The sequence below is a fragment of the Nitrospira sp. T9 genome, from assembly GCF_052156535.1.
In the GTDB taxonomy this organism is placed as follows: domain Bacteria; phylum Nitrospirota; class Nitrospiria; order Nitrospirales; family UBA8639; genus Nitrospira_E.
Window position 1 is genome coordinate 1 of record NZ_JBQKUP010000035.1, and the last position, 21,156, is coordinate 21,156.

General features: G+C 52.6%; 15 protein-coding genes. 7 read left to right on the forward strand and 8 right to left on the reverse strand.

Going from position 1 to position 21,156, the window contains the following annotated elements:
- Positions 1–411 (forward strand): IS200/IS605 family transposase (gene tnpA / locus ACTRXD_RS10355; RefSeq protein WP_442431737.1); only part of this gene is annotated, 411 nt, incomplete at its 5' end.
- A 138-nt stretch (positions 412–549) separates the two neighbouring features.
- On the opposite strand, the gene ACTRXD_RS10360 is transcribed toward tnpA, so the two are convergent.
- The 3 genes from ACTRXD_RS10360 to ACTRXD_RS10370 all read right to left on the reverse strand — a co-directional run bounded on the left by ACTRXD_RS10360 (position 550) and on the right by ACTRXD_RS10370 (position 3,819).
- Positions 550–1,527 (reverse strand): hypothetical protein, encoded by a 978-nt coding sequence (locus tag ACTRXD_RS10360; RefSeq protein ID WP_442431738.1) that lies wholly within the window; start codon positions 1,525–1,527, stop codon positions 550–552.
- Between the two features lie 274 nt (positions 1,528–1,801).
- Positions 1,802–2,278 (reverse strand): hypothetical protein, encoded by a 477-nt coding sequence (locus tag ACTRXD_RS10365; RefSeq protein ID WP_442431739.1) that lies wholly within the window; start codon positions 2,276–2,278, stop codon positions 1,802–1,804.
- Positions 2,279–2,820: 542 nt separating this feature from the next.
- Positions 2,821–3,819, reverse strand: coding sequence for a quinone oxidoreductase family protein (locus tag ACTRXD_RS10370; RefSeq protein ID WP_442431740.1), 999 nt, complete (start codon positions 3,817–3,819; stop codon positions 2,821–2,823).
- Between the two features lie 243 nt (positions 3,820–4,062).
- On the opposite strand from ACTRXD_RS10370, the gene ACTRXD_RS10375 reads away from it, so the two are divergent.
- Positions 4,063–4,236 (forward strand): type II toxin-antitoxin system Phd/YefM family antitoxin, encoded by a 174-nt coding sequence (locus ACTRXD_RS10375; RefSeq protein ID WP_442431741.1) that lies wholly within the window; start codon positions 4,063–4,065, stop codon positions 4,234–4,236.
- A gap of 46 nt (positions 4,237–4,282) precedes the next feature.
- Here the strand turns inward: ACTRXD_RS10375 and ACTRXD_RS10380 are convergent, their stop codons facing one another.
- The 4 genes from ACTRXD_RS10380 to ACTRXD_RS10395 all read right to left on the reverse strand — a co-directional run bounded on the left by ACTRXD_RS10380 (position 4,283) and on the right by ACTRXD_RS10395 (position 8,264).
- Positions 4,283–5,038, reverse strand: coding sequence for a class I SAM-dependent methyltransferase (locus ACTRXD_RS10380; protein WP_442431742.1), 756 nt, complete (start codon positions 5,036–5,038; stop codon positions 4,283–4,285).
- A 396-nt stretch (positions 5,039–5,434) separates the two neighbouring features.
- On the reverse strand, positions 5,435–5,890 hold the full coding sequence (locus tag ACTRXD_RS10385; protein WP_442431743.1) for a cupin domain-containing protein: 456 nt from the start codon (positions 5,888–5,890) through the stop codon (positions 5,435–5,437).
- A 188-nt stretch (positions 5,891–6,078) separates the two neighbouring features.
- Complete coding sequence (locus ACTRXD_RS10390; RefSeq protein ID WP_442431744.1) at positions 6,079–7,536, reverse strand: ATP-binding protein; 1,458 nt, start codon at positions 7,534–7,536, stop codon at positions 6,079–6,081.
- An 8-nt stretch (positions 7,537–7,544) separates the two neighbouring features.
- A complete protein-coding gene (locus tag ACTRXD_RS10395) occupies positions 7,545–8,264 on the reverse strand; it encodes a response regulator (protein WP_442431745.1) in 720 nt (239 codons plus the stop codon).
- Between the two features lie 373 nt (positions 8,265–8,637).
- Between ACTRXD_RS10395 and ACTRXD_RS10400 the strand changes: the two genes are divergently transcribed.
- The 4 genes from ACTRXD_RS10400 to ACTRXD_RS10415 all read left to right on the forward strand — a co-directional run bounded on the left by ACTRXD_RS10400 (position 8,638) and on the right by ACTRXD_RS10415 (position 15,974).
- Entirely contained in the window at positions 8,638–10,020 is a 1,383-nt protein-coding gene (locus tag ACTRXD_RS10400; RefSeq protein ID WP_442431746.1) for a TolC family protein, read from the forward strand.
- 27 nt (positions 10,021–10,047) lie between these two features.
- Complete coding sequence (locus tag ACTRXD_RS10405) at positions 10,048–11,271, forward strand: efflux RND transporter periplasmic adaptor subunit (RefSeq protein ID WP_442431747.1); 1,224 nt, start codon at positions 10,048–10,050, stop codon at positions 11,269–11,271.
- The gene (locus tag ACTRXD_RS10410) at positions 11,261–14,422 is read left to right on the forward strand and encodes an efflux RND transporter permease subunit (RefSeq protein WP_442431748.1); all 3,162 of its coding nucleotides are present in this window, start codon (positions 11,261–11,263) and stop codon (positions 14,420–14,422) included. The genes ACTRXD_RS10405 and ACTRXD_RS10410 overlap by 11 nt, the downstream gene beginning before the upstream one ends.
- A 289-nt stretch (positions 14,423–14,711) precedes the next feature.
- The gene (locus ACTRXD_RS10415; RefSeq protein ID WP_442431749.1) at positions 14,712–15,974 is read left to right on the forward strand and encodes a DEAD/DEAH box helicase; all 1,263 of its coding nucleotides are present in this window, start codon (positions 14,712–14,714) and stop codon (positions 15,972–15,974) included.
- Between the two features lie 560 nt (positions 15,975–16,534).
- On the opposite strand, the gene ACTRXD_RS10420 is transcribed toward ACTRXD_RS10415, so the two are convergent.
- On the reverse strand, positions 16,535–18,061 hold the full coding sequence (locus ACTRXD_RS10420) for an SIR2 family protein (RefSeq protein WP_442431750.1): 1,527 nt from the start codon (positions 18,059–18,061) through the stop codon (positions 16,535–16,537).
- Between the two features lie 1,173 nt (positions 18,062–19,234).
- Here ACTRXD_RS10420 and ACTRXD_RS10425 point away from each other — a divergent pair.
- Positions 19,235–20,965 (forward strand): hemopexin repeat-containing protein, encoded by a 1,731-nt coding sequence (locus ACTRXD_RS10425; RefSeq protein WP_442431751.1) that lies wholly within the window; start codon positions 19,235–19,237, stop codon positions 20,963–20,965.
- Positions 20,966–21,156 lie beyond the last annotated feature (191 nt).

Here is a 21,156-nt window from a genome sequence, read left to right on the forward strand (position 1 = left end):
CGAACCAGAGGCGCTGTTTACGATCTCAAGTATCATGTGGTGTGGGTGCCTAAATATCGTCGGATGGTTCTGGGCGAGCGAGTAGCGAATCGGTTGAAGAGGATTTTTCAGGAGATTGCCGAACGGTATGGCTTTGAGATCGATACCCAAGAAGTAATGGAGGATCATGTGCATATATTTCTTTCGGTCCCCCCATGCTATAGTCCTGCCCAGGTAGCGCAGAGGTTGAAAAGTATTTCGGCCCGCAAAGTTTTCCAGGAGTTTCCCGAGGTGAAGCAGCAATTGTGGAGTGGGGAATTGTGGAACGATGATTATTTTGTCCGAAGAGTAGGGGACCAAGTAACGGCAGAGGTGATTCGTCGGTATATCACGCATCAACATGATCCCAAACAACTGAAATTAGATTTCTAAATCTTAAATGCCTCCCAGCTTGCTGGGGGGTTCTTTACTTTCAAGAGTATAAATTCAATCCCACCAGCAAAAAGAATTTCTTCCGACATTTTAACATTTCTAAGGGAAAGGGAGGGACAGACCGAGCTCAACTTTAGGTTAACCTTGGCCACGCGTAATTCCTTTCTTGTATAGATTCCCAAGTTCCATCGCTGGTGAATTTTGACTGAATAAATCGAGTTGTCGTCGAAATATACTCAGATCAAACCACTCACCAATGACTTCCTCTTGCTTTTTTGAGGTTTTTTTCCAGTGTCTCTCTTTAGCAATCGTGGTAAACAAGTGGTCGAACCTATTCGGAGGCAACAGTTCGTGAACGAAGAAAGCAAATAACCTTTTCTCTTCCTTCAGTTCCTCCCTAATCTCGGGTCGTGGACAAAGAGCAAGTACGGATAAGCCTATGTTTCCGATGACCCCGAACAGTAGTTTGCTTGCCACAAGAATTTGATTTTCAATGGAGACCACCTTTGGGAAAAGTCCTTTCTGCATGTAGCCGGCCTCTCCTACAGCCTGATATTGGCTATGTATTACCTCGCTGAACTGTTTATAAAAATGAGGGAAAATTGTGATTCCGTGGCTCGAAAGCTCCTTTCGAACGTTCCCATCTGAAAAACATTTGTCTTTTGGCTCTATAAGCCATTCGTCAAAGAGATGTGGAGCAAGAGCAAAGAGCGCAAGCAAATTTACTCGACTTGCCAGAGAACGGATCAAGGCAAGCGCGTCAAGATAACAGCCGGCTCCGCAAAGCAAGTTGACCGATGCAGCCGTTTGGGCAAAACCTTTTAGGAAAAATAAGAATGTGAAGTCGAACTCTTGGTGCCTTCCAGGGGACGATGCGCGGGCATACAAATGGGCCAGGGATAAGACGGAATTAACAACCAAAAACATCTCTCCCCGTTGTTTCTGAATTAAATTCGATTGTTCGGCAACTTCAGGACCGGACCAATATGTGGAAATCTCTGGTCCTCCCATTTCCTGACAGTAGAGGGCCCCAGTTAAAGGGATATGACTGAGGTCCTTAGGCACGCCAAGGGCCGCTATTGCATGCAGGGCAGAATTTCTATCCTCATCCAACATAAGTTTCCCTTGTAAATTTGTAAGCCTACACTGACGCGTGAATAAGTGGACGGTTGGAAAGTCCTCTGTTGGAGCAGCGCGTTCCCCCGCCATAGGTTGTTGATGAACGAGCCCAAACGCGGACTGTGGTCAGCCGAAGGCCCATCACTTTCCCTTCACCCCAAATCGATTAGCAATTCCTCAAACTTGACTAGCAACCCTCGTCCGCCGTCTGCGTTCGGCTATAGTCATGATTAGGCCGCGCTAGTTTCATTGCCTCGCATGCAAGAAATTATTAGAACATATTCTGCTCATAATTATTGCGAAGCACGTCATTCTGCTCCAAGCAGGCGTAAAGAACCGCAAGAGATGCACGCACCAGCTTCTCGTCTCTTCCGGGCGGGGAATGGGGAGTGTGCTTGCCGCCATGAAAGAGATTGTTGCGAACGCGAGTAATAGAATCAATTGATTTTTCAATTTGGGTTTTTCCGTGAAGCGGGATCGGACTCCACTCGTCTTTGCTGATTTGCACTTGAGGAATTTCCGTCGTCAAATATTCCACCGCGTCACACAATTCAGAATTTTGCTCTAGGCATAAGTACCCGCTAACGCTTTCTGCAAACGACCACCACGCTGGCTCCGCACGTTTTTGATTCTGCCTGATGAATCCCGATTCCTTAAGAGTGAATTCAAAACGGGAGAAAACAGCAAAGAACTCACAAGCCAGCGATTTAGAAAACTGAAGGCCCTCAAATGGGGATACGATTTTCATGTGTCCTACGAATTACTGGGGATATCTAAACAATCTGCAGGGTCTGGTTTTCCTGACCGTAAAACACGCTATCACTTATTCCGAACAATATGCGTTGTTCGGTGCAATCACAAGATCTTTCGGTCCATTTGCCCATTGATCACAGCAGCGTGCGAATCGGCAACAGGACTTTTTTCGCTAACGTCACCGCTCATCAACCAGATTAAGCTTGACCAGGCGAATTCTTAACCAAACGAGGAAATTAAGCAAGTTGTGGGAGGGAAAAATTTGAACAGAATTTTCGGAAGGGAAGGAGCGTAGAGTCTATCTAAAGAGGATCAGTTGCGGTCAGGCAATCCCCTTTAACTCTTTCTCTCATCTATACTTAACATGTGGCACTGTGGTTTTTCAGGTAACTCAATCCAGAGCAAATCGGTTACATGATGGCCCTGACGGTACCATATTTTGCGCTTAACCGAGGAGAAAGGGAGAGACCGCCTCGACATACATCTTCGGTGCCGGTGTTTCACACAGACGGCGGCCGGGATGAAGCCACCTCGTCCTTAGTCAGACACCTGCACCAGCACTTTTCCCATCGGGCCCTTGGCCAATCGGTCAAACCCTGTCTTCGCCTCCTCGAAGGGGACAATGGTGTCCACCTGTGGTCGCTGCCCCATGGCATCCAATCGACCAACGATGTGTTCCCACGCCGCATGCGCTTCCTGAGCGGTAAAGTCTCCAACCGAGACTCCGCCTATTCGATTACGGCGAAAAAACAGAGTCGACGTGTTGAACTCCGGCACCGTTCCTCCGCTCCGGCCAACGACGCTGACCCGCCCGCCATATCCAAGCAGAGCCACCACCTGAGGGAGCAGTGCGCCTCCCACGTTATCCACCGCAAGATCGACTTTGCGCGGCCTCAGTGCCGCCGTCACGGCCTTCACGAGGTTACTGTCCATCGGGTCAAACACAAAATCCGCTCCAAGTTGTTTTAATTTGTCCCTTTTTTTCGCACTACGGGAGAGTGCCACCACCGTCAGATTCATCGATTTCCCTAGCAGCACCGAGGCCACACCGACACCCCCGGAAGCACCGGTCACGAGAAGAACAGTTTTCGCCGATGGTGGTGCCGGAGGATCGGCCCATTGAGTCAACGCTTGCCAAGCGGTCAAAAAGACCAACGGAGCACCGGCCATCTCTTCATCCGACCAGCCGGTAGGGATACGCGTCACACTTTTGGCCGGAACCACCACTTTCTCAGCAAGCGTTCCCCACTGCTCTACACCCACCTCGCAACGTAAGATCCCGACGGTCTCGCCTACGCGCACTTGCTCTACGCCTGGTCCGACCCCTACCACTTCTCCCACCCCATCACGTCCAAGAATGTGAGGAAGCGATGGATTGGCCGGGTACATCTTTCGCGCAAGAAATGCATCGGCCGGGTTCAGTGCGGCAAATTTCACCCTGAGCAGCAATTGTGCCGGACCCGGCTGTGGATCCGGCACTTCACCGAGTCGCAAGCTTTCAACACCCTCATAATCATCCATCAACCACGCACGCATATGCCTACCTCATATTGATCAGTCTTTGGTCCAGTGCAGGGGCTATCCCCAATATGCCTATACGGAATAGTTTACAGCATCATACTATGTCATCAAATCGGATGGGCCAAGTTTGCGCGAATTACATACTCGCTAATAACCGAGTGAATTATCCATTTTAGCTCTTTGTTTCTAAAAGACATACGTGAGGCGAAGAACAACTCAGGATAGACTCCGAGATGCTCCGCTTTAAGAGGGCTAGCCATGGATGCCTTGACCTACATTACCGTTCGTGCCAATTTGGCCAGTGCTATAAATCGCGTTTGCAACGATCAGGAACCACTCACCATCACACACAAGGGAGAGCAGTCTGTCGTGATGCTTTCGCTTGAAGATTATAAAGCGTTAGAAAAAATTGCCTATATCCATGAAGACTGAGAAGACTACCTATATTCGTCCAATGCTTTCCGGAATCCGCACTCCATTATTGGGATCTTTTGGCAACGGCAGACACCCAGGCTTGAGCAAACATGCCGGTTGGATCCTTGGCCCACTCCCGAAGAGTTGTCGCGTGAGGACTGAACCCATTTTTTTCAAGTTGAAGGGCAAGGTACTCTCCGATGAATTTTAAGGATGGATAACATTCGTATCGTGCCGCAAGATGTATGTCTGTAAACCCCGCATCTTGAAGGAGAACACCCAAATTCTTTCCAATCCGTAGATTACCGCCATTCGCTTGCTGAAGATCAGCATAGGCTGTTACGGCAGCCTCGAGCTCAGCCGAGGAAGGAGAAAGTAACCACCCATCGGAATCTGGACTGCAAACACCAATCATTCCATCCTTTTTTAATTTATGAAAAGCCTCCCTCAAGGCAGCCACTGGATCGGCAAGGTGTTCCATCAGCGCATGACAAAAAATCCGATCAAATGATTCTTCTGTGAATGGCAGTTCGTAACATGACCCTATCTGAAAATCCACATTCGACACACCGGCCTCTTCCACAAGCTTGCGCGCCTGCACAACCTGAGACTCGCTGGAATCAATTCCCGTGACCTTCCCCGGAGCAACCAGTCTGGCAATATCAACACTGATGGTGCCGGGACCACAACCTAGATCCAACACATCGTGGTTCGCACTCAGGAAGGGGACAAAAAACCGACCGTGCGACTCCAGGGTTCGGGTTGCCATAAAGTTGGTAGCGTTAGGTGTATGACCTGGAGTGTAGACCTCTGATTTCATCGTTCTCCCCTCAAAAACATGCGCTCCCGCATTCTGGGAGCATAGATAGTCCACCTCCTCCGGTGACATTTTCCTTGCACTTAATTTATTAGATTCCCTTTCGTTGACAAAAGGCCGCAGGTTTTTTTGCATAGGTGGTGACCCACCGCCCCCGCTATCCAAAAACTGTCACCCCTGGGCCATGCCTCTTCCGACACCTTTTCCTCTGTAAGCAGATATCCGGATGTGTGATAGTCGTTCCACACGGCCACCCTCGTGAGATAGCGCCCCGATCTAACTGTTCATATCGAAGCCTGAATTCTGATTATCCCGGGGAGGCGTTTCTCCCTGAGCCTTCTGAATGACCGAAACCCCAATATAAGCAACAGCACGCATCCACGTATTGGATTTGTTCTGCTATACCTCCACTTGGCTTGCGACGGTTACGCCGTTTTGTTTGAGGACCTCTCGCACCTTGGGAATATCGGGAGGGCCTGCGGGGATCTCCCTGCTGAGGGCGGTGAACATTCGCGTGGCCATGCTGCCCTGGCCGGTGAGTTCGAACATCTCTCCGCCACCTGGCCCGTAGCGAAAGCCGTGCTCCGTGCCGGCCGGTACGTGCACCAGCGTGCCGGGCAGGCACATGACCGTCTTGTTGTCGCAACTAAACTCAATCTGACCTTTAAGGACATAGAAGGACTCGTCCCAGGCGTGACTATGCAGGGGCGGACCCATTCCTTCATCGCCTTGCTGCAGAGTGATCTCATAGCTTTGAGTCGCGTCGCTTGATGCAAGTACGGTCACCTTCGTGCCAAGCACATTCAAAGCAGGTTCGTAGTTTTCGGGTGAGACAATAAAGGGTTGGGGTTTCATGGTGTCATGACCTCCAGTGGGAAAATGAGTGATTGACCATTGCGATATAATGGATTTCTGGGCTGATTTTTCGTCAATTGACGAAATTAGTCAAGATGTGGAACAGAAAAAATGAAGCGGGGATTGTTGAGATCTTTTGTACTGAAACGATTAGACACGCCCATCACGGAACATGGGGAATTGCACGTTCAGGCGGAGGTTTGATCGGTGGCTTGGGGAAGTGGAGATGCCGGCAGATGGATCGTCACCGTTAAGCCCCCGCCCGGGAGGTTGGCCAAACTGATGTCCCCGCCATGATTGCGAACGATGGATCGGGCGATAGCCATGCCGAGACCAATGCCTCCGGTTTGTTTATTGCGGGATTCCTCCAGCCGCACAAACGGCTGAAAGACCCGTTCAAAATCCTGCTCCGGAATTCCCGGACCACTATCTTGAATCACAATCTGAAATTCCGTGTCAGACTGTCGAAGCTTGACCTCGACCTGCCCTCCATAGCTCACGGCATTTTCAATGAGATTACGAATGGCCCGTTTGAGGCTGATGAGGCGGCAGGTAAATGGTGTTTTCTTCGCGCTCTCGAATTTCACATCCATGCCCATATCGGCCAGATCCTGACAAAGACTATCGATTAAGGCGCTGAGATCGACCGAGCGCGACACCTCCGTCGAGGCCTCGTCTCGGGCGAAGGCCAACGTGGCTTCGGTCATTCGTTGCATGTCTTCCAATGTATCCAGCATCTTGCCTCTGGCTTCCTGATCCTTCATCAATTCGACTTGCAGTCGAAGAGAGGTAATGGGAGAGCGTAAATCGTGACTGATGGCCGCCAGCATTCTCGTGCGATCCTGGACAAACCGTTGCAGTCGTTCGTACATGCGGTTAAACGCCCGGATGGTCTGCTGAATATCGACGGGACCTTCTTCCGGAATGGGCGTGATGGATTCCCCGCGACCAACCCGTTCCGCGACTTCTGTGAGTTGTTGAAGCGGACGCGTGAGGCGTTGCACCATGAACACCACGATCAGGCAGATACTGCCACCGGCAAGGACCATCGAAATGAGTGTCGGCAGCGCCCAACGGCCCAGGGATGGGGTGATACCCATACCGGCATTCAGCCAGCGGCCATCCTGTAGACGGGCGGAAATCAGCAGGCCGGGGGCATCAAACTCCGAGAGCGGAAGCGGAAAGGACGGTCCGGAATTTTCACTTTGTATTGTGAAATGCTGATCGCCTCCAGGCCCCTCCCCTATGGTCTTTTTCCAAGACCCGTCCTGTGGGGGAAGCATGAATCGCAGTTCAGACACGTCGTTCTTGTTCAGCAAATCCTTAAGACGGCTGATCCACTCATGGTCGCCTTGTTGCATGCCCTGAGGAATCTGACTGGTATCCGACAACCAGTAGTACAACTTTCGTGAACTGGCGGCCTGGACCATGCGATCGTGCAAACCGGATGGACTGTGTTCAATGAGATCGATGAGAGAAGCGGTTCGCTCGAGAATTTGGGTCCGCTCGACAGATCGAATAGCCGCACGACGCTCATCGGTAAAAATGAGAAAGTTGGCCACTTGCGCAATGACCAGGGCCACGAGCAGAAGGGCAATCATCTGGCTGGTCAACCGTTGCGGCCACAACCGCCGGAAGATGGACATACCCGGTTTCATTGAAAGGTGACCTCTGCAGTGAAGGTGTATCCCCCGCCCCACACCGTTTTTATCAAGGCGGGTAATTTGGGATCGATTTCAATCTTTTTTCGTAACCGGCTGACCTGATTGTCGATACTGCGATCAAACACATCGCCCGCGCGATGGCGGGTGAGGTCGAGTAATTGATCACGAGTCAAGACCATGCGTGGATGATTCAGGAACACCCTCAACAGCACGAATTCCCCGGTGCTGAGCGGAATGGCCACTCCATCCTCCCCGATGAGTTCCCGTTGCGAAACCTGTAAGACCCACCGGTCGAATCGAATGGTTTTTTCCGCAATGCGCCGTTCCTTCCATGGCAGACTATTCGCCCGCCGGAGCACGGATTTGATTCGTGCCAACAATTCCCTGGGATTAAACGGCTTGACGACATAATCATCCGCACCCATTTCCAACCCGATCACGCGGTCCGTTTCCTCCGCCATAGCCGTGAGCAAAATGATAGGAATGTCCTTTGTTTCACGTAAATGACGGCAAAGAGAGAGACCGTCTTCTCCCGGCATCATGATATCCAACACGACAAGGTCGATGGCGCTGGTCTCGAGAATTTTCCGGGCTTCCCCCGCGCTTCCAGCCACACTCAGCCGAAAGCCCTTTTGCGTGAGATAGCTTGAAAGCGGATTGCGAATATCCGGCTGATCGTCAACGACAAGGAGATGCGGTAACGAATCCATATGGCTCCTCAAGATCACCCTTCTTCAGTATTATGACGCCGGTACCGGGAGTGGGGGAAAAAAAATTGTATCAAAGTTTGTCAAAACAGAATTCTGTCAGGTTTTCTTACAAAAAAGAAGGATATGGAAAAATTTCGGAGAAATTTCCTGGGTATACTAACCGAACAGAGAAGTATGGGGGTGAAACGGCTGATTGGATCGTGTTCGTCACCAAGATCCACCACAATGACCTTTTTCATCTCCGGTCACATGAAGTTCAGACAAGTACCATCCATAAAGTCTTAAAGGGATCAGGATTTATTTTCCTCGTCATCCGCAACATCGTATGATTACCCTCCAATATTGTCGCCCCATCCTCACAGGAATTTCCCTGATGCTGATTACCGGGTGCTTGTTCGACCCACAACCCATTGAATTGAAAATTCAGCCGCCCGATTCCTTTTCCCTTTCCGGCCAGCATGCGTTGCCGGACAAATGGTGGGAAGCCTTTGAAGACCAGGCCCTTGACCGGTTGATTGAACGCGCGCTGGAAGACAACCCGACTCTGTTAGCCACCTGGGACCGCCTGCGACAGGCGGAAGCCATTGCGGTGCGTGATGGAGCCCCCCGCTTTCCATTCTTAAACGGAAACAGTAACGCCAGCCGGAGCCGCACGGATTTAGGCACGCAAACTGATCGTTTTGCTGTAGGAGTATCAGTGGCCTATGAGCTGGACCTGTGGGGACGGGTACGGGCTTTCGGAAGTGCGGCGAACTTCGACGCACAAGCCAGTCAGGCCGATTTAACGGTCGCCGCGATCACCTTAACAAGTCAGATGGCGAAAACCTGGTATAACCTGCTCGAACAACGAGGCCAACTGGCCTTGCTGGAGAAACAGATAGCGACCAACGAGAAAGTCCTGCAATTAGTCACCTTGCGGTTCCGACAGGGCGTGGCCGCGGCGGCCGACGTCCTGCGACAGAAACAATTAGTGGAACAAACGCGTGGAAAAACCAAAGACGTCCGCGCGCAAATTGGAACACTGAGCCATCAACTTGCCATTCTTCTTGGGAAACCTCCGAAGTCTCTGGAGTTCCCCGACAATCAGGCGCTGATACGCCTTCCCCCATTGCCGAGTACCGGCCTTCCTGGGGAGCTCATTCAACGTCGCCCTGATGTGCAGGCCACGTTTTACCAGGTACAAGCCGCCGATGCGCGTGTCGCGGCCGCCATTGCCGAACGTTTCCCGCGCATTGATCTTGCCGGGTCGATAACCACAAATCTCACCCCAACACTGACCAGCGGATCCTTTGCCGCCGCTCCGGGAGGACTGTTTGCCAATTGGTTAGCCACCGTATCGGCACAAATCGTAGCACCGATCTTTAATGCGGGGGCGAGGGCGGCGCAGGTCGATCTAAACAAAGCCGCCCGGTCTGAAGTCCTTCACAACTACGAATTCACGGTCCTTCAAGCCTTCCAGGAGGTCGAAAATGCCTTGATTCGTGAAACACAACAACGGGCAAAAACCTCCAGCCTTGAAGAGCAGTTCCACATCGCCACCCAGGTGATCGAACGCTTGCGAGCCCGATATCTGAATGGCGCAACCGCCTATCTGGACGTGCTTAATGCCCTGAACAGTCAACAGGAGCTTGAACGCGAGATCCTGACCGCCCGACGGACGCTCATCGATTTCCGGGTTGATCTGGCCAAGGCTCTGGCGGGTGGGTGGCCTATGACTAAACCTGAAATCCGTCAATTAACCATTTCCACCGGATAGGGATTCCTCCCGACAAACGCCCAACTCATGTTACCCCCATCCCATTCCAACATACGACTGAACCTGGTGAAGGCGGTCCTGCCTGTTCTGATCCTGGCGCTGGCTGGGGGCATTGCGTTTTCGATCGTCCAGACCGCCCCACAACCTGAACGGCATCCCAAACCCAGGCAGCCCCGTCTGGTGGAAACCGTTGAAATCAATGTAACCACACAGATGCTGACCATCGAGGCTTGGGGACAAGTCCAGCCTGTTCATCAAATCACACTCCGGTCACAGGTGAACGGGAAAATCATCGCCGTCAACCCTGAACTCGTTCCCGGCGGTCGTTTCAAGGCCCAGGAAACCATTCTTCGTTTGGAACCGGCGGATTATGCGCTGGCCGTCCGCCAACGACAATCCGATCTGGCAAAAGCCCGGGTGGCTCTTCTCCTCGAAGAGGGCAACCAGGTCGTCGCCAAACAGGAATTCGATTTATTGGGTGCAACGATTAACGACCAGGAAAAGGCCCTGGTCCTTCGCCTCCCGCAACTGCGCGCGATGAAAGCCGACGTGGATGCCGCCGCGGCGGCCCTGCAATCCGCAAAGCTCGCGCTGGCCCGCACCGTCATCAAAGCCCCGTTTGAGGCAACCGTCGTTCGCCATCACGTCGATCTCGGGACCTACGTGACCACCACCACCGATCTCGTGACGATTGCGGGAACGAAAGAATATTGGGTCGAGTTAGCCGTTCCCATGGCTCAATTACGTTGGATCACGATTCCTCGCACACCTGATGAACCAGGGTCCGCCGTCAAACTCTTCCAGGAAAATGTGTGGGGAAAAGAGAAATTTCGGACGGGCCGGGTGGTCCGGTTGCTGACCGATCTTGAACCCAATGGGCGAATGGCCAGACTGCTGGTGGCCATTCAAGACCCTTTAAATATTCAAGCACAGCATGCGCCGCTGCCTCGCGTGCTGCTCGGTTCTTATCTTCGCGCTGAAATTCAGGGGGAGGAACTCAGCCGGCTGGCCAAGGTGGATCGTCGCTGGATCCATGATCAGGACACCGTGTGGCTCATGAATACAGACAATACATTGGAAATTCGTCAGGTGACGATCGCCTATCGTGGCCAACATGCGGTCTATATTTCTGAAGGCCTGGAAACGGGAGACCGCTTAGTGGTCACCGACATTTCCGCCCCCACGAATGGGATGCCCATTCGCCTGAATACCAGCCATTCGGACACATCAGGGACTCCCCATGGCACCTAACCCTTCCTCGTCTCCACCTCAGCAGGAATCCGGCCCTCTCGCCTGGATGGTGCACAACCGGATCACGCCCAACCTGCTCATGTTGACACTACTTCTGGGTGGACTCTTTATGGCCTCCCACATTAAGCAGGAGGTCTTTCCCGAATTTGAAGAAGACACCGTCACCATCACCGTTCCGTTTCCGGGCGCGAGTCCCGAAGAAGTCGAACACGGGGTGATTCTGGCGATCGAGGAAGGGGTGCGTGGTCTGGAGGGCGTTAACGAGATTCGGGCCACGGCCGCGGAAAATCAGGGAACGGTCGTCGTCGAACTCCTGGCCAAGTCCAACAATCAAAAAGTCTATCAGGACATTCAGCAGGCGGTCAGCCGCATCGTCACCTTTCCCGAAGATACGGAAAAGCCGCGTGTCACCTTGGACACCCGTCGTCGCGACGTCCTGACGCTTCAGTTGTATGGTGACGTCTCGGAATGGACGCTTCGTGAAGTCGCCGAGCAGGTTCGGGACCGTCTCTTACAGGAACCCGGGATTACGCAAGTCGACCTTGAAGGCGCGCGGGCGTATGAAATTCATGTGGAGGTGCCCCAAGAAGACCTCCGGGCCTATGGACTGACATTGGAGGACATCGCACAAACCATAGCCGCGACCGCACTAGATCGATCCGGTGGAAGCGTGGAAACCTCCAGTGGCGAAATCCTGTTGCGGGTACAGGAACGACGTGATTGGGCATCAGACTTTGCCGACATTCCTATCATTGCCAACCAAACGGGAACGCTCTTGCGTCTCGGAGATATCGCCCACGTGTCGGAAGGATTCCAGGAAAGCGAAACGTATGCCACATTTAACGGCGCACGTGCCATTGGCATCGAAATCTATCGAGTGGGAGATCAAACTCCGATCGGTGTGTCGGAAAGCGCACGCGCCGCGATGGCCCGTATTATTCCTGATCTGCCGGACTCCATCCATTACACCATTCTCAAAGACCGGTCGGAAATCTATTATCAACGCCTGACGCTTCTGCTGAAGAATGGATTTCTCGGATTGTTATTGGTCCTGGCTATCCTCACCCTGTTTTTGGAATACAAACTGGCGTTCTGGGTAACGGTGGGAATCCCGACGTCATTTTTAGGGGCCATGCTCTTTCTGCCGGCCATGGACGTGTCTATCAATATGGTGTCCCTCTTTGCATTCATTATTGCGCTCGGGATTGTCGTGGATGATGCCATTATTGCCGGAGAAAACATTTATGAATACCGGCAACGCGGCAAATCCTTCAGCGAGGCAGCCATCCTGGGAGCACGGGATATTGCCATTCCCATCAGCTTCAGCATTTTGACGAATATCGTGGCCTTCCTGCCGCTGATGTTTATGCCCGGATCCTTCGGGAAAATCTGGGCCGTGATTCCCGTCGTGGTCTCGACCGCCTTCATTATTTCCTGGGTCGAAGCCTTATTCGTCCTTCCTGCCCATCTGGCACATTCCGGCACCAATCCGTCCGGCACGATCGGCAGAACCCTGCATCACACCCAACAACGGTTCAGTGCCTGGTTTTCCCGATTCGTTGAACGGACCTATGGTCCTTTTCTTCGCCGCGCCATTACTCACCGCTACCTGACGATTGCCATTGGTTTCGGGATTTTTGCCATTGTTCTGGCCTATCCATTCAGCGGACGCATGGGCTTTATTCTCATGCCCACCGTTGAGGCTGATTTTGCCAAGGCCACAGCCGCGCTTCCTTTCGGAAGTCCTCCCGAGGAAATGATCCGGGTCCGGGACGGGTTGATCCGTTCCGTGCAAGAGGTGGTCGACCAGTATCCGGGACAACATATTACCAACGGCACCTTTGCGCTGGTGCTGGAAAACGCCATCGACGTTCGCGCCTATTTGCCGGATGCCAACCATCGTCCGCTCAGCACCAGCGAATTGACCACCCTCTGGAGGGAACACACTCCGGATTTCCCGGGAGTGGAATACCTGCGGTTTGAGGCGGATAGCGGGGGTCCGGGGCGCGGGGCCGGGATCAGTGTTGAACTCAGCCATCGAAATATTGACATGCTCGATAAGGCGAGCACCGATTTGGCCGACCGTCTGGCTGAATTCGGCAGTGTGAAAGACGTGGACGACGGGTATTCTCCAGGAAAACCCCAACTGGACTTCCGCATCAAAGAGGAGGCCCGCAGCCTCGGCCTCACGGCCGGAGATATCGCCAGACAAGCCCGCAATGCGTTTTACGGATCGGAAGCCCTTCGCCAGCAACGAGGGCGAAACGAGATCAAAGTACTGGTGCGATTCCCGGAGTCGGAGCGCTCGAGCGAATACCACGTGGAAAATCTGGTGCTTCGAACGCCTGCCGGTCCGCACGTGCCGTTGTATCAGGTTGCGACAGTCGAAAAAGGCCGGGCGTTTCGGGAAATCACCCGTCGGGACGGACACCGCACTGTGACCGTCACCGCGAATGTCCAACCCGCAAAGGAAACCAACCTTGTCCTCAATAAACTGAAAAGCGACGTACTTCCGGCCCTGCTTCGTGATTATCCCGGCCTTAGTTACAGCTTCGAAGGACGCCAGGCCGATATGCGAGATGCGCTTCAGAGTTTTCTCTATAGTTCGACACTGGCCTTGATCCTGATTTATGTGTTGCTTGCCGTGCCGTTTCGTAGTTACCTTCAACCCGCCATTGTGATGACATCCATTCCGTTCGGATTGGTTGGTGCGGTGATCGGGCATATGATTATGGGCTACAACATCAGCATCATCAGTATGATGGGGATCATTGCTCTGGGCGGAGTGGTCGTCAATGACTCCTTAATCATGATCGACTATGCCAATACCAGGCGGCGGGAAGGACATAATGCCTTTGAGGCCATTTGCCAAGCCGGCATCCGCCGGTTCCGGCCCATTCTGTTGACCACCCTCACCACCTTTGGCGGATTGGGTCCCATGATTTTCGAAACGTCCCGTCAGGCCCGCTTCATGATACCCATGGCCATTTCATTGGGATTTGGAATTCTCTTTGCCACCGCCATCATGCTCGTGCTTATTCCCTGTCTCTATCTGGTCGTGGAGGATGTGTTGGGCATGTTCACCGTTACTGTCAACTCGCCTTCCCCGGTAAAAGTTCCGAATGAACCGGAAGCCATCGTTGCCGAGTGAGAGAGGAACGACTTAATCAGCTAAAGAGCATGCTTTTCATCAGCACATGGCTGAAAGGAAAAATGTGGAAATGCCTGGATATGACGAAATCTCCTTTGGGCTTCCCTCAACTACCCTCGGGCGGGATAATCTGCTGTTACATGGCAGGATCTGACTCCAAGCACATTTCTTCTCCCTAATGTTTTTTGCCTGTCTGATCATTTCCGAGTAGACTGGGGCACAGTCCAATATCAGAATGATTCACACCTGTTTCGCCGGAGTTGATGAGAAGAAGAGGTCTTGAAACACCATGAAGTTTGCAAAATATCCCATTTCAGAAGCTTTGAAAAACAACCTGTCCCGACTCGGATTTGTGAAAACCACGGACATCCAATTTAAAGCCATGCCCTCGATCATGGCGGGGGAAGATGTTCTGGCCATTGCCCAAACAGGAACGGGGAAAACGGCAGCATTTGCCATCCCGATTATCAATCATCTTGACCAGTGGAAAAGGAGTCAACGCTCCAATGGCATCCAATGTATTGTCATGGTGCCGACGCACGAACTGGCGATGCAGATTGGAGAGGTCTTTGCCCAACTTTCCAAACAGACCAAGGTCAAGGCGTTTGCCATGTATGGGGGCGTGGAGCAGGACCCGCAGATACAAACACTTCAAAATGGCATTGATGTGCTCATTGCGACACCCGGCCGCCTGTTTGATCTGATCAGTCAGGGGTATGTCCTGCTGGACCGGGTCCAAACCCTTGTGCTGGATGAAGCTGATCACATGCTCGATCTCGGATTTATTGGTGATATTCATGCGATCAAAAAAAAACTGCCCCACAACCATCAAACGCTCTTTTTTTCGGCAACTATTAATGCCGAGATCAAAAAACTGGCGTATTCTCAGGTGAGACATTCGGCTATCCGGATTCAAATCTCGCCGGACAATCGTGTATCCAAAAATGTCTCTCACTATGTGATGTTCGTGGAAATGGATGATAAACGGTTTTTCCTGGAGCGGTTCCTGAACGATAATCCTGAGAGCCGCGTGATCGTGTTTGTCCGGACGCGAGTGCGCGCTGAACGGGTTGCCAAGGCGATGGGTCGTGTCGGAATTGAAACGCTGACCATTCATGGGGAAAAGGATCAGCGTGACCGGGCAGCGGTCATGAACGCTTTTAAAACAGGGGCTTGTCAGGTTTTAATCGCCACAGACGTCAGCGCACGCGGCATCGACATTCCGGATGTTCATTATGTGTTGAACTATGACCTGCCGGATAAGGCAGAAAACTACGTGCATCGTGTGGGAAGAACCGGGCGTGGCGTCAAAAAGGGGATTGCGATTTCGTTCTGCAGCAAAGAAGAAAAGCCACGACTTGAGGAGATTCAGGCGTTTTTAGATCAAGAGATCGAGGTCGTCAAAATCTCGAAAAAGGATTATGCCTTTACGGTGACACATCCCAGCGAGGAACCCAGCTTGGAAGAGTTGCTCAAAGAAATAGAGGAGGAAGAGGAAAATAAAAACAAGAAAAAAAGGAAAACTCAAAAGAAGAAAAAAAAGACCAAATGACTCGTTAAAGAATATGAATCTATCGCAATTTTTGTGGACTGAAACTCGTTTCCCGTTCAGGTAGCCTACCATTCAAGTACCGACCCTTAACCAACCTTCAACACCGAATTGGGTGCTCGCAGACCATTGTTTCTATCGCCGGGTTTCGGCCCGACAGCCGAGCCACTTTTGTTTCGGCAAAAGTAGCCAAAACCATTGACGCCCAGTTCGGCCTCTTTAGATTAAGCGGACGCAGGAAACAGGAGGGCGGGCCAACTCGCCAGGCCCGTCCTGAGGTTTCTCGAAGGGCTCAAACAAGGCCCGCCAATGCTTGAAGAGCGTCCGCCAAGAAGGCCGAACAGCAGGCATCGGATCAAAGGCAAGGGAACGAAGAAATCTATGGAATGGGGCCTTGCAATCAGGAATCAGCTTTCCGTTTCACTTAACCAACCCCAAGCATAACTATCCACTGTAATATTGTAAGACCTGACCCTGCTAGGCGGGAGGCGACCGCCTAACGCTCAGCATCAGCTGCGGCGCGAAGCGCCGTCAGCTGCAGGCTGTTGTTAGCTGGCCCGCTGTTACGCATTGGGCCGCAATCTCTGTCCAATCGCCATTATTCCCCGGACGATCTCCGTGGCTTTTGCCCGAGTGACGCTCTCCTGCGAATGTACAACCATGTTACGAACGGGCATCCAGTCGCGTAGTTTTTGATGTTCAGCTTCGGTCAACAATCCGCGTTTTGCTGCGAGGCCAGCTAGCGATCGAAGCGCGTAGGCGCGACCCAGCAGATTCTCTTCCTTCTCAAGTGCGGTGCGTAGCAGAGACTCAAGGTGCGTAATCGCCGAGGTCACTGCGGCGCGGTACTCGTGGGCACCAAGTAATCGCAGCGGTTCTTCGGCCAGCCGTGGCTGGATGTCAGCAGCAACACCTCGAAACCACTCATCGAAAGAGTGAAGAAGCTTTGGCTGATCGGCGACTGGGCCCTTCGCACGTCTCGCGATTCGTTGATTCGCGAGGTCAGTGGGAAGAACTGTGCCCTCCTCGACAACAACAAGTGTTTGCAGGGGCTTTTGCATTCCCATGAGCATCCCAAGTTCCAAGATCGTGTTCTGGGTGGTCACATCCACCACTGCCGCCACCGATCTGCGCATGATCGCGTCAATCTTGGCGGTGTAGTTTTCACCAGGCGCAATCACATCTGCAGCGGTGACCGGCACAAGGCCAGCCCGCTCCGCGAGAGGAAACACTTGGTCGCGATACTGCGGCTGGAGGCCCAATGAAACTGCAAAGAAGCACAATCTTGTCACGGCCCCTTGCGGGAGTGAAAACTCAGTGAGCGGCTCCTCCTCGGTCACGTGACTTGCGCCAATCAAGTGGGTTTGCATGTACTCACGTAGTTGGTCGAATGCCGTCGCCAGCACGTGAGTGTACTTAGCACGGCTGCCGGGAAGGCTGATCACCTTGACTCCGCGGCGGGCAAACCGCGCGACATCCGTGCCCTTTGCGTCTACCAATATCGCGTAGGCCAACCTCCGGGATTTTCCTAGACGCTCGCCGACCACTTGCCACACCTGCCTGAAGTCTGGGTCGTCGAGACTGTAGCCGATCAGGACGGCCGTTCTGGTGATGAGGAGATTGGCAAGATAGGTCGCCAGCAACGGGTACTTGTCGAGAAATCCGTCGTAGTCCTCCTCCGTCAGAACGAGGCGTGCGGGATGATGTACGTCCCCGTGGAGCTTCAGCAGCGCCGTTGTATTGGTACGATCATTTACCGCGAGGTGATCTTCATCGACGATTGGTCGGCAATGCCGGGAAGTAGCTCCGTATTGCCGCTCCAGTAAGAAGTCCACGTTCGTTGTACAAACGATATCAAACAGAATGGAGCAGAACGCTCGGTGCGCATCGCCGGGCCTCGCCTCATTGATCAGGAGCGCATCAGCGACCCGTTCAACCATTCTCGGCCGACCATACTCATGAGCGTACGCCGACACCGCATCAAGTGCGCCCGCATAGGGATAGTCCTGCAAATCAGCAGCCAGCTCGCGCCCAAGATCGTCCCACAGCGGAACCTGCTGGCCCGGCGCGACTACAGCATTCCGAGACATCCCGGCACCAATCACTGGTAGCCAGCGACCCGCTACGAGGTCATCCAAGAGAGGCTTTGGAAAGTGGTTTAGGTACTGGCTCAATGGTGCCTCGTTGTCCAGCTAACAATGTTTAGGCGGATCCGTATAAGAGCCGGATCTTTGACTTTCTGTCCAAATAACACACCCTAACAATGGCGACTTCAGACGGCCATCATCCTCCAAAGATCAGAGGCTTGCCCAGTTTTTGCCTTTTCCCAAAGTTTCTTATGCGGATGGGCATAGGATAGGCGAATTCTTGTTCAACGAGGGAAATTAGTCAAGCTGTGGGTCATCACTGCGAGTTAAAGAATTTTCAGAAGAAACTCAAATCTGGAAATCCTCCCTGTTTTTTTCGGTCCGACGCCTGCCGCCCAGTCCTAGGGCCTGATGCTCCCATGAATTGGTGGGCCTTGTGTGAGCCCTTCAGCAAAGCTCAGGGCAGGATCCGCAAGTTGGTCCGCCCTCCAATAGTTTGCATCAGAATCATCCAAATGGGGCCGGGCGGGGTGTCAGTGGTTTTGGGTCCTTTTGCCTCCACAACAATGGTCGCGCTCTTCGAGACGCATCCGGCAACACCTCGGCTGCCGGGCCGACTCCGGCAAGAAAATTCATTGAGGCATACAACCACTTTTCTCTAAAACATAGAGACTGTGAACCTGCAAACGACACGTCATTTAGCCAAAGTTCCATCAAGAGGAAAAAAGGCTCAACAAAAGATTTGCCCACTTTTCAATTCCGTTTCACTTTCGATTCTTCAGGAATATGACTCCGAGATAGACGAATTATCCTTGCATGGATTTGCCCATTTATCCCTAAAGTAAAAAAAATCTCACATGAGTATAAGAAATTTGTGCGCAAGGATTTTTGAAATTCAGGTGCGGTCGCACAAAAGAGAATGCGTATCTGATTCGATACGACGTGTATCGTCATTGATACGCGCAACGCATGTGGAGTTGAGAGCAGCAGTATCAGCAAGGATGTGAAGCCTGGTGCCAGTAGGAGCTATCAATCAGATACCGTAAGGGTCTCTCTCGCGCACCCGTTTTGAGGGGAATGGGTTTTGCTTATTCGAGCAACACAGAAGATGTTTAGGAATGAGTAAATGAACGGAATGTGCGCAATGGATAAGTAAGGTAAGAAAGGGATCACGCTATGAGAATGTCTCGTGAAATTTTCCTGTCGACACTCTGCGGAATGCTCATCGCGATGAGTTTCTGTGGGACAGTGAACGTGTGGGCTCAGTTGACCGGTTCAGAAAAACTGGTGCCGGTAGTATGGAATAACGGCAAGGTCTATTTCTTCCAGGGAAATGAGTATGCCCGATACGACATCGCCCAAGACAGGGCGGACAGTGACGATGGCAGTGGCAATCCGTACCCTCGCCCCATCCGGAACATCTGGCCTGGACTTTTTGAGGAGAACATGGACGCGGCAGTCTTCTGGCCTACGCCGCCTCCGGGAGGAGCAGAAATCAAGACGGTCGCCTACTTCTTCAAAGGCAATCAGTTCATGAGGTATGACGTTGATGCTGATCGTGCGGATGCGGCGGATGGTGCCGGCCGGGCCTACCCCCAGCCGATCTCGTTGAAGTGGCCTGGGATCTGGACAGATCGGGTGGATGCCGTTGTGGTTTGGCCCGTGCCGAGAAGCGGCAGGACCGTCGCGTACTTTTTCCGGGATGATCAGTACATCCGCTTTGATGTGAAGCGGCATCGGGCTGACCCGGGCTACCCAAAGCCCATTGCGGGCAATTGGCCAAATTTCAAGTTTCCAGGTGGAATCGACGGTGCGGTGGCCTGGCCGACGAAGATCGAGGGGAAGTCGGTTGTCTATTTCTTTAAAGGCAATCAGTATATGCGGTATGACGTTGTTGCCGATCGTGCCGACGATCAAACCGGTGGAGGACTCGGCTATCCTGCCCCTGTTGCCGGAAATTGGCCAGGCCTCCTAACCACACCGGGAGGAACGGATGTCCTTGCAGCCTTTGCCCGGGAATGCGATCAGGCCATCGGCGTGTCTGTTCCCGATTTCGATGTCGATAGCCCTTTGGGGACAACGGTTCCAACCGATCATCTCACTCCGGCTACTGCGACCTATCCAGACGGCACCTGTGATCGTCCTAACGTCCTCAACGGAAAATGCGATCGTGGCAGCCGCTTCCGGGTGCTAGTCAATACGCCAGACGCCTATGTGGTGGCGCATGCCCGAAAGATGGGCCTCCCGCAAGGACAGTATGGCGACGTGGCAATCATCCAGCACAATAAAGTCAATGGCAAAACGTGTTTCTATCAGGGAGCACTTGAAGACTTTCACTTGAGCCATGATGAGAAGGTCAAGGCACCTTCCAAGGGGGTGGGCAATCCACCTTTCTGGATGACACCGTCACAAATTGTCAACAGCGAATTCCCCTGCGTCAGTTGCCATGACAATGGGCCAATTATCCGATCACCGTATCTCGCCCAGATATCCGGCCCCAACCAGTTGCCCGGTGCGGGTGATATCACCTTCAACAGCGACCCCGAGCCCTATTCCTTTGTCGGCGCTGATTTCGCCCCATGGAAAGCCTATAAGGTCGAGGTCAGGGACAACCTATGCAACAACTGTCATCGCATGGGGGTCAACAACGTGAGTAACACCGGCATCGTCGGAAACAATGGCACGGCCCTCGATCTAGGTATCAAGGCTACAGCCCATTCACAGAAGAGTAAGCACCCTCACTCAGTCACATCGCCGATATGGATGACGCCCGGGCAGGTCACCTTCGACCAGGCGACGTCTGATGCTGCACTTGCAATCAAGCAATGCGCCGAGCAGTTCCGTGCAGGAATGCCATTCCTGCCCAATTCACCAAGTTGTAAAATTACGCAATTTACGACACCATAGACCCCATATCGTTGACGATCGAACGGAGAGCCAGAGTAAGGTCTGGGACGGTATGAATAATCCCTTCCTGGTCTGTCCTGTGTGGGAAAGGATAGCACCCGTTCTACTCCTTGGACGGGCCTTTAACCCGCTAGACATAATGGGGTTACTCCATACGATCAGCTCTTTTTTCATTTCCACATATGGCGTGG

Coding starts and splice junctions, on each gene's coding strand:
- ACTRXD_RS10360 (WP_442431738.1), bottom strand. CDS start 1,527: ATGTTGGATGAGGATAGAAATTCTGCCCTGCATGCAATAGCGGCCCTT.
- ACTRXD_RS10365 (WP_442431739.1), bottom strand. CDS start 2,278: ATGAAAATCGTATCCCCATTTGAGGGCCTTCAGTTTTCTAAATCGCTG.
- ACTRXD_RS10370 (WP_442431740.1), bottom strand. CDS start 3,819: ATGCGTGCGTGGTTGATGGATGATTATGAGGGTGTTGAAAGCTTGCGA.
- ACTRXD_RS10375 (WP_442431741.1), top strand. CDS start 4,063: ATGGATGCCTTGACCTACATTACCGTTCGTGCCAATTTGGCCAGTGCT.
- ACTRXD_RS10380 (WP_442431742.1), bottom strand. CDS start 5,038: ATGAAATCAGAGGTCTACACTCCAGGTCATACACCTAACGCTACCAAC.
- ACTRXD_RS10385 (WP_442431743.1), bottom strand. CDS start 5,890: ATGAAACCCCAACCCTTTATTGTCTCACCCGAAAACTACGAACCTGCT.
- ACTRXD_RS10390 (WP_442431744.1), bottom strand. CDS start 7,536: ATGTCCATCTTCCGGCGGTTGTGGCCGCAACGGTTGACCAGCCAGATG.
- ACTRXD_RS10395 (WP_442431745.1), bottom strand. CDS start 8,264: ATGGATTCGTTACCGCATCTCCTTGTCGTTGACGATCAGCCGGATATT.
- ACTRXD_RS10400 (WP_442431746.1), top strand. CDS start 8,638: ATGCTGATTACCGGGTGCTTGTTCGACCCACAACCCATTGAATTGAAA.
- ACTRXD_RS10405 (WP_442431747.1), top strand. CDS start 10,048: ATGTTACCCCCATCCCATTCCAACATACGACTGAACCTGGTGAAGGCG.
- ACTRXD_RS10410 (WP_442431748.1), top strand. CDS start 11,261: ATGGCACCTAACCCTTCCTCGTCTCCACCTCAGCAGGAATCCGGCCCT.
- ACTRXD_RS10415 (WP_442431749.1), top strand. CDS start 14,712: ATGAAGTTTGCAAAATATCCCATTTCAGAAGCTTTGAAAAACAACCTG.
- ACTRXD_RS10420 (WP_442431750.1), bottom strand. CDS start 18,061: ATGTCTCGGAATGCTGTAGTCGCGCCGGGCCAGCAGGTTCCGCTGTGG.
- ACTRXD_RS10425 (WP_442431751.1), top strand. CDS start 19,235: ATGAGAATGTCTCGTGAAATTTTCCTGTCGACACTCTGCGGAATGCTC.